Below are 19,560 nucleotides of genomic sequence, written 5' to 3'. Positions count from 1 at the left end.
CCGTCCGGGATGACGACTGCGTGGATGAGAAAGAAAAGAAAAAAGGCGCGGTCGTCGCCGGCCGCGCCCTTCATTCCGATCAGGCAGTGCTCAAGCCGCCTCTTCGACCGCCGGGCGGGTGTCGAACAGCAGCTCGTTCGCGCCCTTCTCCACCCGCACCACGTCGCCATCCTTCACCGTGCCGGCGAGGATGCGGCCGGCCAGCGGATCCTGCAGCAGTTTCTGGATCACGCGCTTCAGCGGGCGCGCGCCATAGGCGGCGTCGTAGCCCTTCTCGGCGAGGAAATCCCGTGCCTCGGGGGTCAGCTCCAGAGTGATCTTGCGATCCTCCAGCAGCTTGCGCAGCCGCGCCGCCTGGATATCGACGATGGCGCCCATCTGGTCGCGGCGCAGGCGGTGGAACAGCACGATTTCGTCGACGCGGTTGAGGAATTCCGGGCGGAAATGCGCCCTCACCGCTGTCATCACCTCGTCGCGCACCGCTTCGCTGTCCTGTCCCTCCGGCTGGTTCACCAGGAACTCCGAACCGAGGTTCGAGGTCATGACGATCAGCGTGTTGCGGAAGTCGACCGTGCGGCCCTGCCCGTCGGTGAGCCGTCCGTCATCGAGCACTTGCAACAGGACATTGAACACGTCCGGATGCGCCTTCTCGATCTCGTCGAACAGCACCACCTGGTAGGGCCGGCGCCGCACCGCCTCGGTTAGTGCGCCGCCCTCCTCATAGCCGACATAGCCGGGAGGCGCGCCGATCAGCCGGGCCACCGCGTGCTTCTCCATGTATTCCGACATGTCGATGCGCACGAGCGCGGTGTCGTCGTCGAACAGGAACGCCGCCAACGCCTTGGTCAGCTCGGTCTTGCCGACGCCGGTCGGGCCGAGGAACATGAAGGAGCCGATCGGCCGGTGGGGATCCTGCAATCCCGCCCGCGCGCGTCGCACGGCCGTCGAGACGGCCTCCACCGCCTCCCGCTGGCCGATGACGCGCTTGGCCAGCTCGTCCTCCATCCGCAGCAGCTTCTCCTTCTCGCCGGTCAGCATCTTGTCGACCGGCACCCCGGTCCAGCGCGAGACCACGCCGGCGATGTGATCGGGCGTCACCGCCTCCTCGACCATGCCAGCCGGCGTGGAGCCGTCCTTCGCCTCGATCGCGGCGAGCTTCTTCTCCAGCGCCGGGATCTTGCCATAGGCAAGCTCGCCGGCCTTCTGGTACTCGCCGGCGCGCTGGGCGTTGGCGAGTTCGGTGCGCGCGGCTTCCAGCTCGCTCTTGAGCTTCTGCGCGTCGCCGAGCTTCTCCTTCTCCGCCTTCCAGCGCTGGGTGATGGAGGTCGACTGCTCCTCGAGCTCGGCCAGTTCCTTCTCCAGCTTCTTCAGCCGGTCCCGGGAGCCGGCATCGGTCTCCTTCTTCAGCGCCTCCTGCTCAATGCGCAGGCGCACGATCTCACGGTCGATCGAGTCCAGCTCCTCGGGCTTGGAATCGACCTGCATGCGCAGCCGTGAGGCCGCCTCGTCCATAAGGTCGATCGCCTTGTCGGGCAGGAAACGGTCGGTGATGTAGCGGTTCGACAAGGTCGCCGCCGCCACCAGCGCGCTGTCGGTGATGCGCACGCCGTGATGCAGCTCGTACTTCTCCTTGATGCCGCGCAGGATGGAGACGGTGTCCTCCACGCTCGGCTCATTGACGAAGACCGGCTGGAAGCGGCGGGCCAGCGCGGCGTCCTTCTCGACATGCTTGCGGTACTCGTCGAGCGTGGTGGCGCCGACGCAGTGTAATTCGCCACGCGCCAGCGCGGGCTTGAGCAGGTTCGAGGCGTCCATCGCCCCGTCCGCCTTGCCGGCGCCGACCAGCGTGTGCATCTCGTCGATGAACAGGATGATGCCGCCTTCCGCCGCCTCGACCTCGGACAGCACGGACTTCAGCCGCTCCTCGAACTCGCCGCGATACTTCGCGCCGGCGATCAGCGCCCCCATGTCGAGCGCGAGCAGCTTCTTGTCCTTCAGGCTCTCCGGCACGTCGCCATCGACGATGCGCAGCGCGAGGCCCTCGACGATGGCGGTCTTGCCGACGCCGGGCTCGCCGATCAGCACCGGATTGTTCTTGGTGCGCCGGGACAGCACCTGGATGGTGCGGCGAATCTCCTCGTCACGGCCGATCACCGGGTCGAGCTTGCCCTCGCGCGCCGCCTCGGTGAGGTCGCGGGCATATTTCTTGAGCGCATCATAGGCGTTCTCCGCGGTCGGGCTGTCCGCGGTGCGGCCCTTGCGCAGTTCCTCGATGGCGGTGTTGATCTTCTGCGGCGTGGCGCCGGCCTTGATGAGAATCTTGCCCGCCTCGCTGTCCTTCTCCAGCGCCAGCGCGAGCAGCAGCCGCTCGACGGTGACATAGCCGTCGCCGGCCTTCTTCGCCGCCTGCTCGGCGGCGTCGAACACCCGCGCGGTGCCGGGCGCCAGATAGACCTGGCCGGCGCCGGAGCCCTCCACCTTGGGCAGCTTCTTCAGCGCCGCTTCGGTCTCGGCCAGCACCATGCGCGGATCGCCGCCGGCGCGCGCGATCAATCCGGCGCACAGGCCCTCCGGATCATCGAGCAGCACCTTCAACAGGTGTTCGGGCGTGAATTGCTGGTTGCCCTCGCGCAGCGCAAGCGACTGCGCCGACTGCACGAATCCGCGTGCGCGCTCGGTATAGATGTCGAAGTTCATATCTCTTGCCTCCTGGCCCCCCGCTCGCCCCCTGGAGGCACGAACGGTCGTTCGGGACAGCGGCGCCCGTATCCCGGCCGCCGCGGCGGACCCCGTTACAGCAATCCGCCTCGCCTCATGTAGTGTGGCGGATCGGCAACGGAAGGGCTTTGAGCGAGGTCAATTATACCGTCCTCGCAAATATTGCTTCTTCCCTCTCCCGCACGCGGGGGAGGGTGGCCCGCCGTAAGGCGGGTCGGGATGGGGAAGCGGCAAGGCGTCGGGGAGGCCCCCTCCCCGCCCCTCCCCCGCAAGCGGGAGAGAGAGAAGACGCCCGTCCACCCGCAATCTCAGCTCGGCCTCTCCGCCAGCATCATGTAGTTGACCGAGAGGTCCCCCGCCCGCCGCCATTCGTCGGCCAGCGGGTTGAAGATCACCCCTTCGCGGTCGATGACCTCCAGCCCGCCGGCGGCCATCGCCGCCTCCAATTCGTCCGGGGTGACGAATTTGCGCCAATCATGGGTGCCGCGCGGCAGCCAGCCCAGCACATACTCCGCGCCGACGATGGCGAGGGCGAAGCTGCGCTTGGTGCGGTTCAGCGTCGCCGCACACATCAGCCCGCCCGGCTTCACCATCTCGGCGGCCCGTCGGATGAACAGCGACACGTCGGCGACGTGCTCCACTACCTCCATCGCCAGCACGGCGTCGAAGCGCTCACCGGCATCTGCCAGCGCCTCCGCCGTGGTCGCGCGATAATCGACGCTGACGCCGCTCTGCTCGGCATGGAGGCTCGCGACCGCAATGTTCCGCTCGGCCGGATCGATGCCGACCACCGACGCCCCCATCCGCGCCAGCGGCTCGCTGAGCAGGCCGCCGCCGCAGCCGATGTCGAGCAGCCGCAGGCCTTCCAGCGGGCGCATCGCCCGTGGATCACTGCCGAAATGCATGACCAGCTTCTCGCGCAGATAGCCCAGCCGGACCGGATTGAAGGTGTGCAGCACCTTCATCGTGCCGCGCGGATTCCACCATTGTGCGGCCAGCGCGGCGAAGCGCTCGACTTCGCGGGGATCGACGGTGGTTTCGGCAGGATGCGGCATGATGGCCTCTCGCGAGGGATTCCAAGGTCGTGAGCCGGCGTTGCGGGCCGGGCGCGACGCCGATATGTATACGCGCCTTTCGGCCGGGGAACCCCCTATTCCCCCGGCCTCGAAGAAAAGAACAAGCGGTACGGTCTGGAATCCATGGCACGTCTGGTGATGAAGTTCGGCGGCACGTCCGTCGCGAACGTGGAGCGCATTCGCAACGTCGCGCGCCACGTCAAACGCGAGGTCGAGGCCGGCCACCAGGTCGCGGTCGTGGTCTCCGCCATGTCCGGCAAGACCAACGAACTGGTCGCCTGGTGCCGCGAGACCGCGCTGCTGCACGATTCGCGCGAATATGACGCCATCGTCGCCTCCGGCGAGCAGGTGACGTCTGGCCTGCTCGCCATCGCGTTGCAGGATCTCGGCATCCCCGCCCGCTCCTGGCAGGGCTGGCAGCTGCCGATCTCGACCGACGACGCCCACAGTTCGGCGCGCATCCTCGACGTCAATGGTACGGAGCTGATCCGCCGCTTCAGCGAGAGCGGCGAGGTGGCGGTGATCGCCGGTTTCCAGGGCATGCACCTGCCGTCCGGACGCCTGACCACGCTCGGCCGCGGCGGCTCCGACACCAGCGCGGTGGCAGTCGCCGCCGCCATCAAGGCCGATCGCTGCGACATCTATACCGATGTCGACGGCGTCTATACAACCGATCCGCGCATCGTTCCGAAGGCCAAGCGGCTGGACAAGGTGGCGTTCGAGGAAATGCTGGAAATGGCGTCGCTCGGCGCCAAGGTGCTCCAGGTGCGCTCGGTCGAGCTCGCCATGGTGCACAAGGTGCGCACGTTCGTGCGCTCCAGCTTTACCGACCCGGATGCGCCGGAACTGCGCACCAACGGCGATCCGCCGGGAACCCTGATCTGCGACGAGGAGGAAATCGTGGAGAGTGAAGTCGTCACCGGCATTGCCTTCGCGCGTGACGAGGCTCAGGTGAGCATACGACGCGTGGCCGACAAGCCGGGGATCGCCGCCGGCATCTTCGTGCCGCTCGCCGAAGCCCACATCAATGTCGACATGATCGTCCAGAACATCTCGGCGGAAGGCTTCACCGACATCACCTTCACCGTGCCGACCGCGGACTTCGAGCGCGCCAAGGCGGCGCTCCAGGCGGCGCGCGAGAACATCGGCTTCGAGACCATCGAAGGCGCCACCGACGTGGTGAAGATCTCCATCATCGGCATCGGCATGCGCTCGCACGCCGGCGTCGCTGCCCGCGCTTTCCGGGCGCTGGCCGAGCGCGGCATCAATATCCGCCTCATCAGCACCTCGGAGATCAAGATATCGGTGTTGATCGACGCCGCCTACACTGAGCTTGCCGTCCGGACTCTCCATTCGGTATACGGGCTCGACGCCTGAAAAATTAGTGAGCCGGCACGAAGCATGCTTCGCGCCGGATGAGTGAAACTCCGGGTTGCGGTTCCCGGAAACCGAGGACGGCCGATGCGAGGCGCGCTCGGCGGCCCGCGCGTGCTTCTGAGGCGACTTCGCGAGGTCATGGCGGAGCCGGTCAGCGCGCAGGACCGCCTCGACAAGATCGTGGTGCTGATTGCCGCCAACATGGTGGCCGAGGTGTGCTCGGTCTATGTGCTGCGCGTCGACGGCACCCTCGAACTCTACGCTACGGAAGGCCTGAACCGCACCGCGGTGCATCTCACCGTCATGCGCATCGACGAGGGCCTGGTCGGCACCGTGGCCCGCGAGGCCGAGCCGGTGAGCCTCTCCAACGCGCAGGCGCACCCCGCCTTCTCGTATCGCCCGGAGACCGGCGAGGAGATCTACCACTCCTTCCTCGGCGTGCCGATCCTGCGCGCCGGCAACACGCTCGGCGTGCTGGTGGTGCAGAACCGCGCCCACCGCACCTACACCGAAGAAGAGGTCGAGGCGCTGCAGACCACCGCCATGGTCCTCGCCGAGATCATCGCGTCGGGCGAGCTCACCGCCATGGCCCGGCCCGGCGCCGAGCCGGCGGCGCGGCGCCCGCTCCACATCAAGGGCCTCGCGCTCTCCGAAGGCATCGGCCTCGGCCATGTCGTGCTGCACGAGCCGCGCATCGAGGTGACCAAGGTCATCGCCGATGACGTGCCGGGCGAGCTTACCCGCCTCGACGAGGCGATCGAGACGCTGCGCTCCTCGATCGATGCCATGCTGGAGGACGAGGGCGTCGCCCGCGTCGGCGAGCATCGCGAGATCCTCGAAGCCTATCGCATGTTCGCCAATGACCGTGGCTGGACCCAGCGCATGCGCGAGGCGGTGATGACCGGCCTCACCGCCGAAGGCGCGGTCGAGCGCGTGCAGTCGGACACCCGCGCCCGCATGCTGCGCATGACCGATCCGTACCTGCGCGAGCGCATGCACGACATTGACGACCTCGCCAATCGGCTGCTGCGCCAGCTCACCGGTCGCGCCGGCGGGCCGGAAAAGAGCCAGATCCCGGACAACGCCATCATCGTCGCCCGCAATATGAGCCCGGCGGCGCTGCTGGACTATGACCGCGCCCGGGTGCGCGGCGTCATCCTCGAAGAGGGCGCGGCCACCAGCCACCTCACCATCGTCGCGCGTGCCCTGAACGTCGCCGCGGTCGGTCATGTCGAGAACATTGTCGGCCTGGTCGATCCGGGCGACGCGGTGATCGTCGACGGCATCAGCGGCGAGGTGCATGTGCGCCCGCCGGCCGATGTCGAGGCGGCCTATGCCGAGAAGGTGCGCTTCCGCGCCCGGCGGCTGGAGCGCTACGCCGCGCTGCGCGACGTGCCGAGCGTCACCAAGGACGGCGTGCCGATCGAATTGCACCTGAATGCGGGCCTGCTGGTCGACCTGCCGCACATCGCCGAGACCGGCGCGGTCGGCATCGGCCTGTTCCGCACCGAACTGCAATTCATGATCGCCTCGGCCTTCCCGCGCACCAACGAGCAGCTGAAGCTCTATCGCTCGGTGCTCGACGCCGCCGGCGACCGCCCGGTGGTGTTCCGCACCCTCGACATCGGCGGCGACAAGGTGCTGCCCTATATGCGCGCCATCGAGGAGGAGAACCCGGCGCTCGGCTGGCGCGCCATCCGCCTCGGGCTCGACCGGCCCGGCTTGCTGCGCAGCCAGATCCGCGCGCTGCTGCGCGCCGCCACCGGGCGCGAGTTGCGCCTGATCTTCCCGATGGTCTCGGCGGTTGAAGAGTTCGACCGCGCCCGCCATATCGTCGAGCGCGAATTGACCCATCTGCGCCGCCACGGCCATGATTTGCCGGAACGCGTGCTGGTCGGCGTCATGCTGGAAGTGCCGGCGCTGCTGTTCCAGCTCGAGGAATTGTTCTCCAAGGTCGATTTCGCCTCTGTCGGCTCGAACGATCTGGTGCAGTTCCTGTTCGCCGCCGACCGCGGCAATCCGCGTGTCGCCGATCGTTTCGATTCGCTCTCTCCCGCCTCGCTGCGGGCGCTGAAGCTGGTCGCCGATGTCGCCGCCAGGCACGGCAAGCCGGTGACGCTGTGCGGCGAGATCGCCTCGCACCCGCTGGAAGCGCTGGCGCTCGCTGCCATCGGCTATCGTAAGCTCTCGGTCTCCCCGGCCTCGTTCGGGCCGGTGAAGGCGATGCTGCTGGAACTCGACCTTGCCGCGGCGTCCGCTCTGGTCGCGCCGCTGCTCGCCAACGGCGCCAGCCAGGGGTCGGTGCGCTCCCGCCTGAAGGCGTTCGCCGAGGCCGCGGGCCTGCCGCTCTAGCGACGGCGCGTTCGCTTTATTCCTGCCGTTTCAACGTCTGACTTTGTGATCGTCATGTTGCCCGATGCCCGCCTCGACCAGTTGCTCGCCCGCCATGCGGAGATCGAGCATGCGCTGTCCGCCAGCCCGGACGCGGAGGCCTATGTCCGGCTGTCGCGCGAGTTCGCCGACCTCACGCCGCTGATCGAGCGCGTCAAGGCGCTGCGGGCCGCCCAGCGTGAACAGGTCGATGCCCGCGCGCTCATCGACGACCCCTCGACCGATGCCGAGATGGCAGCGCTCGCCTATGCCGAATCGCAGGAACTCGATGCCCGCATCGAAGAACTGGTGCGCGAGGTGCGGCTCGCGCTGCTGCCCAAGGACGCCATGGACGAGCGCGGCGTCATCCTCGAAGTGCGCGCCGGCACCGGCGGAGACGAGGCGGCTTTGTTCGCCGGCGACCTGTTCCGCATGTATGAGCGCTTTGCCGCGCTCAATGGCTGGTCGGTCGAGGCGCTCTCGATGAATGAGGGCACCGCCGGCGGCTTCAAGGAAATCATCGCCGCCATCCATGGCCGCGGCGCCTATGCCAAGCTGAAGTACGAATCCGGCGTGCACCGCGTGCAGCGCGTGCCGGACACCGAGGGGTCGGGGCGCATCCACACCTCCGCAGCCACCGTCGCCGTGCTGCCCGAAGTCGAGGACGTCGATATCGACATCGACGAGGGCGACCTGCGCATCGACGTGTTCCGCGCCTCAGGCGCCGGCGGCCAGCACGTCAACAAGACCGAAAGCGCGGTGCGCATCACCCACATGCCGACCGGCGTCGTGGTCGCGGTGCAGGACGAGCGCTCGCAGCACAAGAACAAGGCCCGCGCCATGGCGTTGCTGCGCGCCCGGCTCTATGACGCCGAGCGCGAGAAGCGCGACAGCGCCCGCGCCGCCGACCGTCGCGGCCAGGTCGGCTCCGGCGATCGCTCCGAGCGCATCCGCACCTATAATTTTCCGCAAGCCCGCGTCACCGACCACCGCATCGGCCTGACGCTGCACAAGCTGCCGGAAATCCTTGCCGGCGAAGGCCTTGGCGAACTGGTCGAGGCGCTCACCACCGAGCATCAGGCCGCGTTGCTCGCGGAAGCCGAATCCGGCTGGGCGCAGGCGTGACCAGGCGTGTCGCGCTGGTTGCCGAGATGATGCGCCGGCTCGCCGGCGTCGAGACGCCGGAACGTGAGGCCCGGCATCTGCTGAAAGCCGTGCTCGGGTTTTCCGACATCGAGTTCATCGCCCGCCCTGATGCGCCAGTGTCCCCGCAGCACACCGCGCAGGCTCTCGACCTCGCTTCCCGTCGCGCCAATGGCGAGCCACTGGCACGTCTCATTGGCCGCCGCGAATTCTGGAGCCTGGACTTCGCCCTGGCGCCGGAGACGCTGGTGCCGCGCCCGGAGACCGAGACCCTGGTGGAAGCGGCGCTGGCCGTCTTCCCCGACCGCGGTGCCGCATTGCGCGTGCTCGATCTCGGCACCGGCACCGGCGCCCTCCTCGCCGCCTTCCTCAGCGAGCGCCCGAACGCCCTGGGCATCGGCGTCGATCTCTCGGACGGTGCCGCTCGACAGGCCCACGCCAACCTGGCGTCGCTCGGCCTGGCGAATCGCAGTGCCATCATCGTCGGCAATTGGGCCGAGGCGATAAAGGGCGGCTTCGACCTTGTGCTTTCCAACCCGCCTTACATATCAAGGGGTGAGATAGTCGCCCTCGATACGGAGGTGCGCGTTCACGATCCGCTTCTGGCGCTCGACGGGGGTGACGACGGCCTTGCTGCCTATCGCGCTATTGCCCGCGTCTTGCCCCGCCTGTTGCGCGAGGGCGGCCGGGCGATCCTGGAACTCGGTATCGGACAGGAAGCGGAAGTCGCGCATCTGCTGGAACACGTCGGCTTGCCGCCGGACGGTCCGGCGCGCCGCGACCTTGGCGGCATTCCCCGCGCCATCGTTACGATTGCTGCACCGGTTTGCGTGCCCTGCGGCAAAAAAGGGCTTGGAACGCCGGATCGAACCGATTAGTGTTGTTTGCAGGAATCGTCCCCAGACCCCATCCGCCACTGCGAGATTTGAACGTCGGCTCTTCAAATCGAGTGGCGTCTGGCAATGTCGTCCGCACATGTTGCGATGGCGTGCCGGGGTCCGAGCGGGATGAATGCTTCACCGGTTTGTCGTGTACAGCTCGGCGGTAGCACGACGAAGCATGGGGGTTGACCGTTGCGCGACTATCGTGCGCCGGTCGAATCTTCGATTGGTCTCAGTCCTGTGGTTTCGATCCTTGATCGCAACCCGTGGCTGCGATGCAACGAACGATGCCTTCCCATGACACGAGGCTCGATGGTCGGCGACAGTCGACGGTCGGCCGGCGCCTTCGGGCGGCGGCGGTCCGTTCCTGTGGCACCAACGGGCAGCAAATGTCTGCGCCCCTCGTCGCTGGACTTGATGAGGCGATTGACCCGCTTGCGCGCGGCATCGGTACGGATTAGCCCCCGGCCGGCCACGACAGGCACCAGAGATCAGCTCGATGCGAAATAATAACCAGCAGAAGCGTATGCGTGGCCGCAACAACAACCGTCGCAGCCAGAACCCGCTCACGCGTGTCTATGAATCGAACGGCCCGGATGTGAAGGTGCGCGGCACTGCGCATCACATCGCCGAGAAATACCAACAGCTAGGCCGCGATGCGCAGGCCTCCGGCGACTATGTCGCTGCGGAGAACTACCTGCAACACGCCGAGCATTATTTCCGCATCATCGCCGCGGCGCAGGCGCAGTTCGGCGTCCAGGGCCAGCCCTTCCAGCGCTCGGACGAGGACGACGACGAGTTCGACATGGACGAGGCCGGGAGCTTCGAGGGCGGCGGCCAGCCGTTCCAGCAGCAGCCCTACGGCCAGCGCGAAGGCGGAAACCGCGATAATCGCCAGGATCGTGACAATCGTCAGGATCGCGATAATCGCCAGGATAGCGGGATGCGCCAGGATCGCGACAATCGCGAGCTGCGCGGCGACCGTGATGGCAATCGCGACAATCGCGATCGTGACGGCAATCGCGACAACCGCGACCGCGACGGCAATCGCGACAGCGGCCAGCGCGATTTCCAGCCCCGCGAGCACCAGCAGCGCGACAATTATCGCGACGGCAATAATGGCCCGCGCCGCGACAATCGGCAGGATCGCGACAACCGCGGCGACCGGGACAATCGCGAACTGCGTGGCGATCGCGACAACCGTGATCGTGACAATCGCCAGGACCGGGACAATCGCGATCGCGACAACCGCGACCGCGCCCCGCGCGAGGCGCGCGAAGGCGGCGAGCACCAGCCGCGTGATTACCGCGAGCCGCGGGAGAATCGCTGGCAGCGTGGCGAAGGCCGCCCCCAGCGCGAAGCGCGCGACGAGGTGCCCTATCGGGATCCGGCCCAGCAGCCGCAGCCTTCGCTCGGCCCGGACGTGGAAGCCGAGATCGGCCTGCCCGCCTTCATCACCCAGGGCGGCGTAGCGCCCACCCCGATCGAGGTGGCTGCCGCCCCGGCGCCTGCCCCGGTTCCCGCGCCCGCCCCGGCTCCCGAGCCCGTCGCGGTGAGCGAGACCCCGGCCAGCGAGCCGCCGGCTGCAGAGGCGGCGCCGGAAGGCGAAGTCGCGGAGAAGGAAGTCCGTCCCCGCCGCCGCCGCTACCAGCGCCGCACCACCACTGAGGCCGCCGAGGGCGAGGCCCCCGCGGCCCCGGCCGAAGCCGGCGAGTAAGCCGGGACGCATCGAATGAAAAAAGGCCCGGACAGCGTCCGGGCCTTTTGATTTATGGAGCACGCCAGAACGTCGAGCACGCCAGTACGTCGATCGCATCAGGATGTCATGGCCTCGTCTCCTTCCTCGCGCCAAGCAGCGCCTTCAACTCTTCGCCTCGCCGCAGGAGACGCGGGGAATCGACCTTCCGGGCGATGGACTGGACCGTGCCGAGTTCCAACTCAGCGCCAATATCGTCGTCCAGCTGGGCGAGCAGCGTCGCGAGCGACAGCCCGGCGTCGGCGGCATTGATTGCCGAGCCGATCTCGTTCCAGAGCGAGCACGCAATCTGCAGCTCGCGCACTGCCTCGCCTGGACGATCGTCCGCAATGAAAAGCTCCGCCTTGGCTTCGGCCGTCAGTGCCTGGATTGACGCCATCGGCCAGCGGCGTGGCTGCGTCTCCAGCTCGGCGATAATCTCCTTCGCTCGCTCTGCCCGCCCGGTCCGCGCCGCCACCTTTGCCAATGTGGCGAGGAGCAGCCCACGGCGCTGCAAGGCCGGCCAGCCGGTCCCGAGCAGGGAGCGTTCGAGGCCACGATAAGCGGCTTCCGCCTGCCCCTGCTTGAGCTGCAGGAGTGCAAAACCCGGCTGTGGATCCCAGCCCACCGCATGGGCAGCGCGATAGGCGGCTTCGGCCTCGACGAGGTCTCCCGCGGCGAGATGGATGTCGCCCAGAACGCGCAATGCGTCACCCGTCGCCCAGGGTGCGTCGGTCGCGAGCTGATCGAGGGCGTCGCGCACCATCTGCTCCGCCTGCTTCAGCGTACCCTGCACGCCGAGAACCTCGGCCCGATGCAGTCGGCACGAGCCGGTGAGATTCTCCAGCCCGCAGGCGCTGCACCAGCGTTCATAGCCCAGGGTCCACTGGTCGGCTCGCGTCCAGTCACCAAAATTCCGACAGGCCCAAAGGATGTTGCAATAGAGGATTCCGCCGACCACGGGATCGATGTCGCTCGACAGACCGAGCGCCGCGGCGAAATCCTGATCCTCCAGTCCCGAGCCGGTCTCCCCCAGGCAAAGCTTGAAGAAGCCGCGATAGACCAGGCCAAGCGACTCCACGACCGGATCTTCGAGATCCCTGCCGACTGTGTAGGCCTGTTCGGCAAGGACGAGTGCCCGCTCCGGCTCGCCCTCCGCGGCTGCGACACGCGATCCCATCCAGCACCAGAGGCCGTATTCGCGGCTGGTACTGGCTGCACCGATCAACGCCGCAGCACGCGTGTGCCAGCCCTTGGCGACCGCCAGTTCGCCTCTTTCCAGGTGGATTCTGGCAAGCGCGACCGCCGGATGAGCCGCCCGCAGGCGTTGCCCGGCCATGCCGTAGGCCGCGACCGCACGTGTCAGGGGTGGAACGGCGTCCCTCGGCCGCCCGCAGCACTCGATGGCGAGCGCCCATTGCTCGAGATCGGCGGCCAGCAGTTCGTCGGCAGCGTCCGCCTCGGCGAACGAAGCCGCCGCGTCATGCCACTTCCTGGCGGAGACCGCCGCCCGTGCAGCCAGGATTTTCACCCCCGCCTGCCGTCCAGGCTTGGGAGAATGCGCGGCCGACGGATCTGCGGAATCCGGCATCCGGTCCGAAACGGCCGACGGATCGAGGCAAAGCCGATATCCGAACCGCGGCAGGCTGCGGAGCGCCGCTTCCATGTCTCCCTGGCGCAGGATGGCGCGAGCAAGGCTTGCCACGCGCTGCAAGGAGGCCTCGGTCACGGTGACACCCGGCCATAGCGTATCGAGCAATTCTGCCTTGCTCAGAGCCCGGTCCTGATGTCGCAGGAGAATGGCGAGGAAATCGAACACCAGAGGCTGCGGCCCGAGGTCCTTGCCGGCGAGACGAAGGCCGCGAGCTTCCTCGTTCAGCTCGAACGCGCCGAAACGATAGACGCCCATCGACCCCGCCTCCCATGGCAAATCGGCAAATGATCAGAAGAACATGAGAGTGGCGTAAGGACGCCCGGCTGTCCCTCTTGTCATCTTCAACCTGCCTCGCGGGCGAAGCTACCGGAAAACCCCGGGAGCAACGAGAGCCTCGCACAGGAGAGAAAAATGGACCTCTATGTCATCCGCCGGCCCGGCGCCTGGGCCGATCTTCAGGAACTCGAAGCCGCCGGCGCCAAATCGGCAAGGATCGGCAACGACGAGATGAGTGACCGTGTCCGCTGGATAAAGAGCTACGTGGTTCACGAGCCGGACGGGCGTATCGGCACGTTCTGTATCTATCAGGCGCGCGATCCGGAATCGATTCGCGAGCATGCCCGCAGGGTCGGCATGCCCGGCGAGGATTTCTATCGCGTGGCCACGACCGTCATCGTCCGCGACGACCCCGCGGAAGCGAGCGCGGCGGCGTGAACTTTCGGTGCCCGGAAATCCTCATCCCCGGGCATCCACCTCCTTGAGAGGGAACAACCGCGGATGGCCGGGACAAGCCCGGCCATGACACGGGGAATGATTACGTCCGCTGCCGCCACCCGGCGGGGTGGACGGAACCCCTCAGTAGATCAGCCGCACCTGGTCGCCTTCGGCGATCAGCCCGCCTTCCAGGATCTCGGCGAAGATACCGCACTGCATGTGCCCGAAATTGCGCATCAGCGTGCCCGGGATGTCCAGATCGCGCTTCGCCGTCACCGGATCGACATTGGTCGCCGCGCAGCGGACGATGCGGTCGGACACCTTCAGCCGCACATTATTGCCGACCTGGATAGTGTGGCCGACCAGTTCGAACTCCTCCCACGCCTCCAGCCCCTCGAGATAGAGGTTGGCGCGGAAACGCAGCGGGTCGACCGGCGCGCCCAGCATGTCGCCGAGCGCGCGGCAGCTGGCGAGATTGATCAGCGAGACATAGCCTTCGGTGGTGTCGACGAAGCGGAAGCCACCCGGCGCCTCCAGCACGCGCGGTGCACCACGCAGCTCGTAGCGCACATAGCGCTGGAAGAACGCCTCGATTGCCGCGCGGCCCTCGGGCGTCTTGAGGTCGCCACGCACTGCTTCGGCGTCTTCATGCCGGATAACGAGCGTCGAGGTCTCGTCCTCATAGCGCGCATCGAGTGCGGCAAGCCGCTCATTGCGCATCAGCATCAGGAACTTGATCTTCGGCTGGAACGCTGGCGCCTCCGGATCGAAGCCGGATACGCCGTTCTCGATCGCGAACATACGGTCGCCGGGGAAATATTCGCCGGCCTTGAGCTCGATGAGCTCCAGCCGTTCCGGCGTCAGCCCCTTGACCGGATAGCGATAGAGCGCGTCAACGGTGGCGAAGGCCTCGGAGGCCGTCGGCGCCGGAGCGGGTTCGGAGATGATGGGTTCGTCAATCGATTCGGTCATTGCACGCACCATATTAGGTTCACCGGGTCTCGTCAGCCGCTCCGCGGCGCGAGTCCTGCATTTCGGCCCTTCCCTCGGGCCGCGAATCCGTATGAATTCACTCTGACTTGTCCCGGGGAAAACCAGGGAACCGACCATGCCAAGGCTGTTTACCGCGCTAGAAATCCCTCCAGACATCGGCGCCACCCTCGCGAGCTTGCGCGGTGGCATTCCGGGAGCCCGCTGGATATCCCCTGAATTTTACCATGTGACATTGCGCTTCATCGGCGATGTCGACTACGCGGTCGCCCGCGATGTCGCCTCCGCGCTGGATGAAGTCGAGCGATTCGGCTTCGAACTGGCACTCGACGGCGTCGACCAGTTCGGCAATCACAAGCCCCGCGCCATCTTCGCCGCGGTGAGGTCCAATCCGGCGCTGACCGAATTGCAGGCCGAGCAGGAGCGGCTGATCAAGCGCGTCGGCCTGCCGCCGGAGGGGCGCAACTACAAGCCCCATGTGACGCTCGCGCGGTTGCGCGACAGCGCACCTAGCCAGGTTGCCGAATACCTCTCCATCCGTGGCTTCTACCGCAGCCCAACCTTCGAGGTGCCGCGCTTCGTGCTGTTCTCCTCCCGCGATTCGGTCGGCGGCGGCCCCTACAAGGTGGAAGCCTCCTATCCGCTGATGTGAGTGTGCAAACGGTCGTCGCAGCAATTTTCGATGCGAATCATCCACTACTTGCGAAGCGGGACACGCGGGGCCATTTCCTGTCGCGATTGGAGGAAATCATAGATGGCCGCTGCCTCGCAGGAATTTGACAATCGCTCCTACGCTTCGGACAAGCGCCAGGTGAAGTCGGGTTTTTGGCGCAAGCTCGGTTCCGTCGGCGCACGCCTGCCGTTCGCCGAGGATGCCACGGCCGCCTATTATTGCGCGCTCGACCGGGCGACGCCGTTGCGGGTGCGTGCGCTGTTGTTCGGCGCGCTGGCTTATTTCGTGCTGCCGCTCGACACCATTCCCGACGTGCTGCCGGCGCTCGGCTTCACTGATGACGCTGCGGTAATCGCCACCGCGCTCAACCTGCTTGCTGCCCATATCCGGCCCGAACATCGCGAGGCCGCGCGGGGCGCACTGGAGCGGCTGCGTGCCGGCAAGGCACGCTGAGCTGTTCGCAACAATCGCCGTTTACGCACAGAGGGTTCACAGTGGCGGCGACGCCGGTTATCCCTTAAGTGGGGACGAGGGAATCGTGCGCCGCCGCCCTGCGGACAAGCGCAATCGGGGGAGATCGACCATGGCCCGTCGGATCGTGTGCGCGGCACTCGCCGGCTTGGCATTCGCAGCTCTCGGCGTCGGTGCCGCAGCAGCCCAGGGTGCGCCAAAGCTGGTCGCGCAATTCGGCGACTGGGGTGTCTATATGGACCAGAGCGGTCAGGGCAAGATCTGCTACGCCCTCTCCCAGCCCAAGACACGGGTGCCCGAGGCGCTGAAACGCGACCCGGCCTATTTCTTCATCAGCACCCGCACCGCGGAGAATGTGAAGAATGAGGTCAGCGTCATTGTCGGCTTCCCGATGAAGGAGGGTTCCGATTCCACCCTCGCCATCGGTCCGGCCAACTTCACCCTCTATACGCGCGAGACCGGCGCCTGGGTGCGCAACGTCGCCGAGGAGGCACGCCTCGTCGACACCTTGCGCAAGGGCAAGGACGTGGTGGTGAAATCCACCTCGCGGCGCGGCAATGTGACCACCGACACCTATTCGCTCAACGGCGTATCGGCGGCAATCGACCGCGCAGCGCAGGAGTGCCGTTGACCTGTATGCTACCTTGATACTGCCGCTGAGAGGCCCACCGATCAGCCAGTGCCCTGTCCGCCCGGGTGGTTTTGTCCGGGCGATTCGCCCGAGCCATCAGAGGTGCAGATGCCGCTCGAGATTCGCCTGATCCCCTGTCTCGCCGACAATTATGCGGTGTTGCTGCGTGACTCCGCGACCGAGACGACCGTTGTCGTCGATGCGCCGGAAGTCGCGCCTATCCTCGCCGCGCTCGATCAGGAAGGGTGGAACCTCACCCACATCCTGGTCACTCATCACCACACCGATCACATTGCCGGCGTCCAGGCGCTGAAGGAGCGTTTCGGTGCCACCGTGATCGGACCGAAGGCCGAGCGCGACACCATCCCCGGGCTCGACTTCGCCGTGGTGGACGGTGATCCGGTCGCGATCGGCGGCCTCGTTGGCCGCGTGCTCGAGACCCCCGGTCACACCAAGGGGCACATCGTGTTCCTGTTCGAGGACGAGCGGCTGCTGTTCTCCGGCGATACGCTGTTCGTCATGGGCTGCGGGCGCCCGTTCGAGTGCGATCCGCCGGTGCTGTGGGAATCGCTGCTGCGCCTGCGGGCTTTGCCGGACGACATCGCCGTCTATTGCGGCCATGAATACACCCTCTCCAATGCCCGCTTCGCCGCCAGCGTCGATCCGGACAATGCCGAGTTGCTGGAACGCCTGCGCGATGTCGAAGCCAAGCGCGCCATCGGCAAGCCGACGCTGCCGACCACCATCGGCCTGGAGAAGGCGACCAATCCCTTCCTGCGGGCCGACGATGCCGAACTCGCCGAGCGTATCGGCCTTCCGGGTGCCGAGCCCGGCGTGGTCTTCACCGAGTTGCGCTCGCTGAAGAACAGTTTCCGGGGCTGAGGAACAGTGGAGGCCGAGCCATGACCGGCTTGCCGGACGCCGCGCAGGTCATCGCCCGCCTCGGCCTCGTGCCGCATCCGGAAGGCGGGCATTTCCGCGAGACCTTTCGCGATCCCGCGCGCATCGAGGATGGCCGCTCGGCCTCGACCGCCATCTATTTCCTGCTCGCCGCCGGCGAGCGCTCGCACTGGCACCGCGTCACCAACGCCGTCGAGGTCTGGCACTGGCATGCCGGCGCGCCGCTCGCCCTGATGCTGGCGAAGTCGGATGCCGGCCCGGTGGAGCGCCTCGTCCTAGGCCCGGATGTGCTCGATGGCGAAGAGCCGCAGCGTGTCGTGCCGCGCGGCTGGTGGCAGGCGGCGGAAAGCCTTGGCGCCTGGACGCTGGTCGGCTGCACCGTGGCGCCGGGCTTCGAGTATGCCGGCTTCGAACTGGCAGCGCCGGGCTGGTCTCCAGGCTAGCTTTTCCGGCTGTTCCTGGCGAGCAGCGTCGCCACCAGGGCGCCGCCGACGATGAGCGCGCAGGCCACCGCCAGCGTCCAGCTCGCGGCCGCATAGCCGGCTACGACCAGCAGCAACGTCGACAGCACCGGCGCAGCATAGGAAGCGACGCCGAGCAGGCGAATGTCGCCACGCTTCATGCCGATATCCCAGGCATAGAAGGCCAGACCGACCGGGCCGATGCCGAGCGCGGCAACGGCGATCCATTGCGTCGCGCCCACCGGCCAGACCGCCGGCTCGAAGGCGAGATGGCACAGCACCGAAAGCGCCGCGGTTATCAGGCAGAAGCCGGCGACCACCTCGGTCGGCACATTGTGGAAGCGCCGCGAGAGCACGGAATACGTCGCCCACACCACGGCGCACACCGCAGCGGCGGCATAGCCCGGCAGATATTCAGGCGCGAAGCCGAGCCCGCCGGCCTTGCCGGCCAGCAACACCACGGTGCCGGCAAGCCCCATCACGGCGCCGATGATATGCGGCGCGCGCAGGCTCTCGCCCGGCAGCAGCGAGGAGAGCAGCACGATCAGCAACGGCCAGAGATAGGCGATCAGCCCGGCCTCGGCCGGTGGCGCCAGCTTCAGCGCCGAAAAATAGAAGAAATGGTAGCCGAACAGGCCGCCAACGCCGTGCAGCCACACCGGCCAAGGCTGGCGCAGCACCTCGAGCCCCACCCCGCGCACCAGCGCCGCGATGAGGCCGACCGTGCCGCCAATGGCGAAGGTGAGCGTGGTGAGCAGGAAAGGCGGCACCGCGCCGGTGGCCGAGGTGGCAAGCGCCAGCGTCGACCAGAGCAGGATCGCGGTGAAGCCGATAAGGGTGGCGGAAGTGCGGGTCATGAAACGCGGCAAGGATACGCGATACGGTACGCGGAACGCGAGGGAAGGAGCGCTCCCCATACACCAAGGTACTCCACATACGAAGGCCTGCCGCGCCGCACGCGGCAATGCCTCCTCAAAACGACGCGCGCACAAGCAACGCGTCGCCGGCCTCACACCATGTATTGCCCGCCATTGGCGGTGAGGGTCGAGCCGGTGATGAAGCTCGCCTCGTCCGAGGCGAGGAACACCACGCAGCGCGCCACCTCGTCCGGCTCGCCCAGCCGCCCCGCCGGAATGAGCGGCAGCACGTTCTTGTCGAGCACTTCCTGCGGCATCGCCTTCACCATCTCGGTGGCGATGTAGCCGGGGCAAATGGCGTTCACCGTGATGCCCTTCTTGGCATTCTCCTGCGCCAGCGCCTTGGTGAAGCCGATCTCGCCGGCCTTGGCGGCGCAGTAATTGGTCTGCCCCACTTGGCCCTTCTGACCGTTGATCGAGGAGACGGTGACGATGCGCCCGAAGCTGCGCTCGCGCATGCCCTCGATCACCTGGCGGCACATGTTGAACATCGAGTTCAGATTGGTGTTGATGACGGCGCCCCATTGTTCCGGCGTCATCTTGTGCAGCATGCCGTCGCGGGTGATGCCGGCATTATTGACCAGCACCTCGACCGGACCGAGCTTGGCCTCGACCTCGGCGACGCCGGCCTTGCAGGCCGCGAAATCCGAGACGTCCCATTTGAAGGCGGCAATGCCGGTGGCGGCGGTGAACTGCGCCGCCGCCTCTTCATTGCCGGCATAATTGACGGCGACCGAATAGCCCGCTGCTTTCAGCGCAGTCGCAACGGCGGCCCCGATCCCGCGGGTGCCGCCGGTCACCAACGCAACTCGACCCATGTGCACTTCCCCCTCAGACATGCCCTCCCGG

The 19,560-nt window shown here is 67.0% G+C and carries 17 protein-coding genes; 11 read left to right on the top strand and 6 right to left on the bottom strand.

Annotated elements, in window-relative coordinates; genetic code table 11:
• Nucleotides 1-90: 90 nt before the first annotated feature.
• Together clpB and ubiG are read right to left on the bottom strand one after the other, a co-directional pair.
• Nucleotides 91-2,697, bottom strand: a complete 2,607-nt coding sequence (gene clpB, locus G3545_RS25640) for an ATP-dependent chaperone ClpB (protein WP_170016985.1) — start codon at nucleotides 2,695-2,697, stop codon at nucleotides 91-93.
• 329 nt (nucleotides 2,698-3,026) lie between these two features.
• Nucleotides 3,027-3,773 carry a bifunctional 2-polyprenyl-6-hydroxyphenol methylase/3-demethylubiquinol 3-O-methyltransferase UbiG gene (gene ubiG / locus G3545_RS25635; protein ID WP_170016983.1) on the bottom strand — a complete coding sequence of 249 codons (747 nt, stop codon included), beginning with the start codon at nucleotides 3,771-3,773 and terminating at the stop codon, nucleotides 3,027-3,029.
• 144 nt (nucleotides 3,774-3,917) lie between these two features.
• Between ubiG and G3545_RS25630 the strand changes: the two genes are divergently transcribed.
• From G3545_RS25630 to G3545_RS25610, 5 genes are all read left to right on the top strand, one after another.
• Complete coding sequence (locus G3545_RS25630) at nucleotides 3,918-5,171, top strand: aspartate kinase (RefSeq protein WP_170016981.1); 1,254 nt, start codon at nucleotides 3,918-3,920, stop codon at nucleotides 5,169-5,171.
• Between the two features lie 84 nt (nucleotides 5,172-5,255).
• A complete protein-coding gene (ptsP, locus tag G3545_RS25625; protein ID WP_170016979.1) occupies nucleotides 5,256-7,523 on the top strand; it encodes a phosphoenolpyruvate--protein phosphotransferase in 2,268 nt (755 codons plus the stop codon).
• 48 nt (nucleotides 7,524-7,571) lie between these two features.
• On the top strand, nucleotides 7,572-8,666 hold the full coding sequence (gene prfA, locus G3545_RS25620; protein ID WP_170018280.1) for a peptide chain release factor 1: 1,095 nt from the start codon (nucleotides 7,572-7,574) through the stop codon (nucleotides 8,664-8,666).
• A 29-nt stretch (nucleotides 8,667-8,695) separates the two neighbouring features.
• Nucleotides 8,696-9,562, top strand: coding sequence for a peptide chain release factor N(5)-glutamine methyltransferase (prmC, locus tag G3545_RS25615; protein ID WP_246702566.1), 867 nt, complete (start codon nucleotides 8,696-8,698; stop codon nucleotides 9,560-9,562).
• A 502-nt stretch (nucleotides 9,563-10,064) separates the two neighbouring features.
• Nucleotides 10,065-11,282: a DUF4167 domain-containing protein gene (locus tag G3545_RS25610; protein WP_170016977.1), complete on the top strand. Its 1,218-nt coding sequence runs from the start codon at nucleotides 10,065-10,067 to the stop codon at nucleotides 11,280-11,282.
• Nucleotides 11,283-11,388: 106 nt separating this feature from the next.
• On the opposite strand, the gene G3545_RS25605 is transcribed toward G3545_RS25610, so the two are convergent.
• Nucleotides 11,389-13,209: a winged helix-turn-helix domain-containing protein gene (locus tag G3545_RS25605; protein WP_170016976.1), complete on the bottom strand. Its 1,821-nt coding sequence runs from the start codon at nucleotides 13,207-13,209 to the stop codon at nucleotides 11,389-11,391.
• Nucleotides 13,210-13,365: 156 nt separating this feature from the next.
• Between G3545_RS25605 and G3545_RS25600 the strand changes: the two genes are divergently transcribed.
• Nucleotides 13,366-13,668 (top strand): nickel-binding protein, encoded by a 303-nt coding sequence (locus tag G3545_RS25600; RefSeq protein WP_170016974.1) that lies wholly within the window; start codon nucleotides 13,366-13,368, stop codon nucleotides 13,666-13,668.
• A gap of 141 nt (nucleotides 13,669-13,809) precedes the next feature.
• Here the strand turns inward: G3545_RS25600 and G3545_RS25595 are convergent, their stop codons facing one another.
• Nucleotides 13,810-14,640 (bottom strand): MOSC domain-containing protein, encoded by an 831-nt coding sequence (locus G3545_RS25595; protein ID WP_170016972.1) that lies wholly within the window; start codon nucleotides 14,638-14,640, stop codon nucleotides 13,810-13,812.
• 136 nt (nucleotides 14,641-14,776) lie between these two features.
• Between G3545_RS25595 and thpR the strand changes: the two genes are divergently transcribed.
• From thpR to G3545_RS25570, 5 genes are all read left to right on the top strand, one after another.
• Nucleotides 14,777-15,310, top strand: a complete 534-nt coding sequence (gene thpR / locus G3545_RS25590; RefSeq protein WP_170016970.1) for an RNA 2',3'-cyclic phosphodiesterase — start codon at nucleotides 14,777-14,779, stop codon at nucleotides 15,308-15,310.
• 102 nt (nucleotides 15,311-15,412) lie between these two features.
• On the top strand, nucleotides 15,413-15,784 hold the full coding sequence (locus tag G3545_RS25585) for a YkvA family protein (RefSeq protein WP_170016968.1): 372 nt from the start codon (nucleotides 15,413-15,415) through the stop codon (nucleotides 15,782-15,784).
• Between the two features lie 130 nt (nucleotides 15,785-15,914).
• Complete coding sequence (locus G3545_RS25580) at nucleotides 15,915-16,433, top strand: invasion associated locus B family protein (protein WP_170016966.1); 519 nt, start codon at nucleotides 15,915-15,917, stop codon at nucleotides 16,431-16,433.
• A 108-nt stretch (nucleotides 16,434-16,541) separates the two neighbouring features.
• Complete coding sequence (gene gloB, locus G3545_RS25575) at nucleotides 16,542-17,315, top strand: hydroxyacylglutathione hydrolase (RefSeq protein ID WP_170016964.1); 774 nt, start codon at nucleotides 16,542-16,544, stop codon at nucleotides 17,313-17,315.
• A 20-nt stretch (nucleotides 17,316-17,335) separates the two neighbouring features.
• Nucleotides 17,336-17,776 (top strand): cupin domain-containing protein, encoded by a 441-nt coding sequence (locus G3545_RS25570; RefSeq protein WP_170016962.1) that lies wholly within the window; start codon nucleotides 17,336-17,338, stop codon nucleotides 17,774-17,776.
• Here G3545_RS25570 and G3545_RS25565 read toward each other — a convergent pair.
• Both G3545_RS25565 and phbB read right to left on the bottom strand, forming a co-directional pair.
• Entirely contained in the window at nucleotides 17,773-18,651 is an 879-nt protein-coding gene (locus G3545_RS25565; RefSeq protein WP_170016960.1) for an EamA family transporter, read from the bottom strand. The genes G3545_RS25570 and G3545_RS25565 overlap by 4 nt on opposite strands.
• Nucleotides 18,652-18,803: 152 nt before the next feature.
• Nucleotides 18,804-19,529 carry an acetoacetyl-CoA reductase gene (gene phbB / locus G3545_RS25560; protein ID WP_170016958.1) on the bottom strand — a complete coding sequence of 242 codons (726 nt, stop codon included), beginning with the start codon at nucleotides 19,527-19,529 and terminating at the stop codon, nucleotides 18,804-18,806.
• Nucleotides 19,530-19,560 lie beyond the last annotated feature (31 nt).

The sequence above is a fragment of the Starkeya sp. ORNL1 genome, assembly GCF_012971745.1.
Classification (GTDB): domain Bacteria; phylum Pseudomonadota; class Alphaproteobacteria; order Rhizobiales; family Xanthobacteraceae; genus Ancylobacter.
Note: the sequence above shows the minus strand (reverse complement) of the source record. Positions and strands in the feature narration are given on the sequence as shown.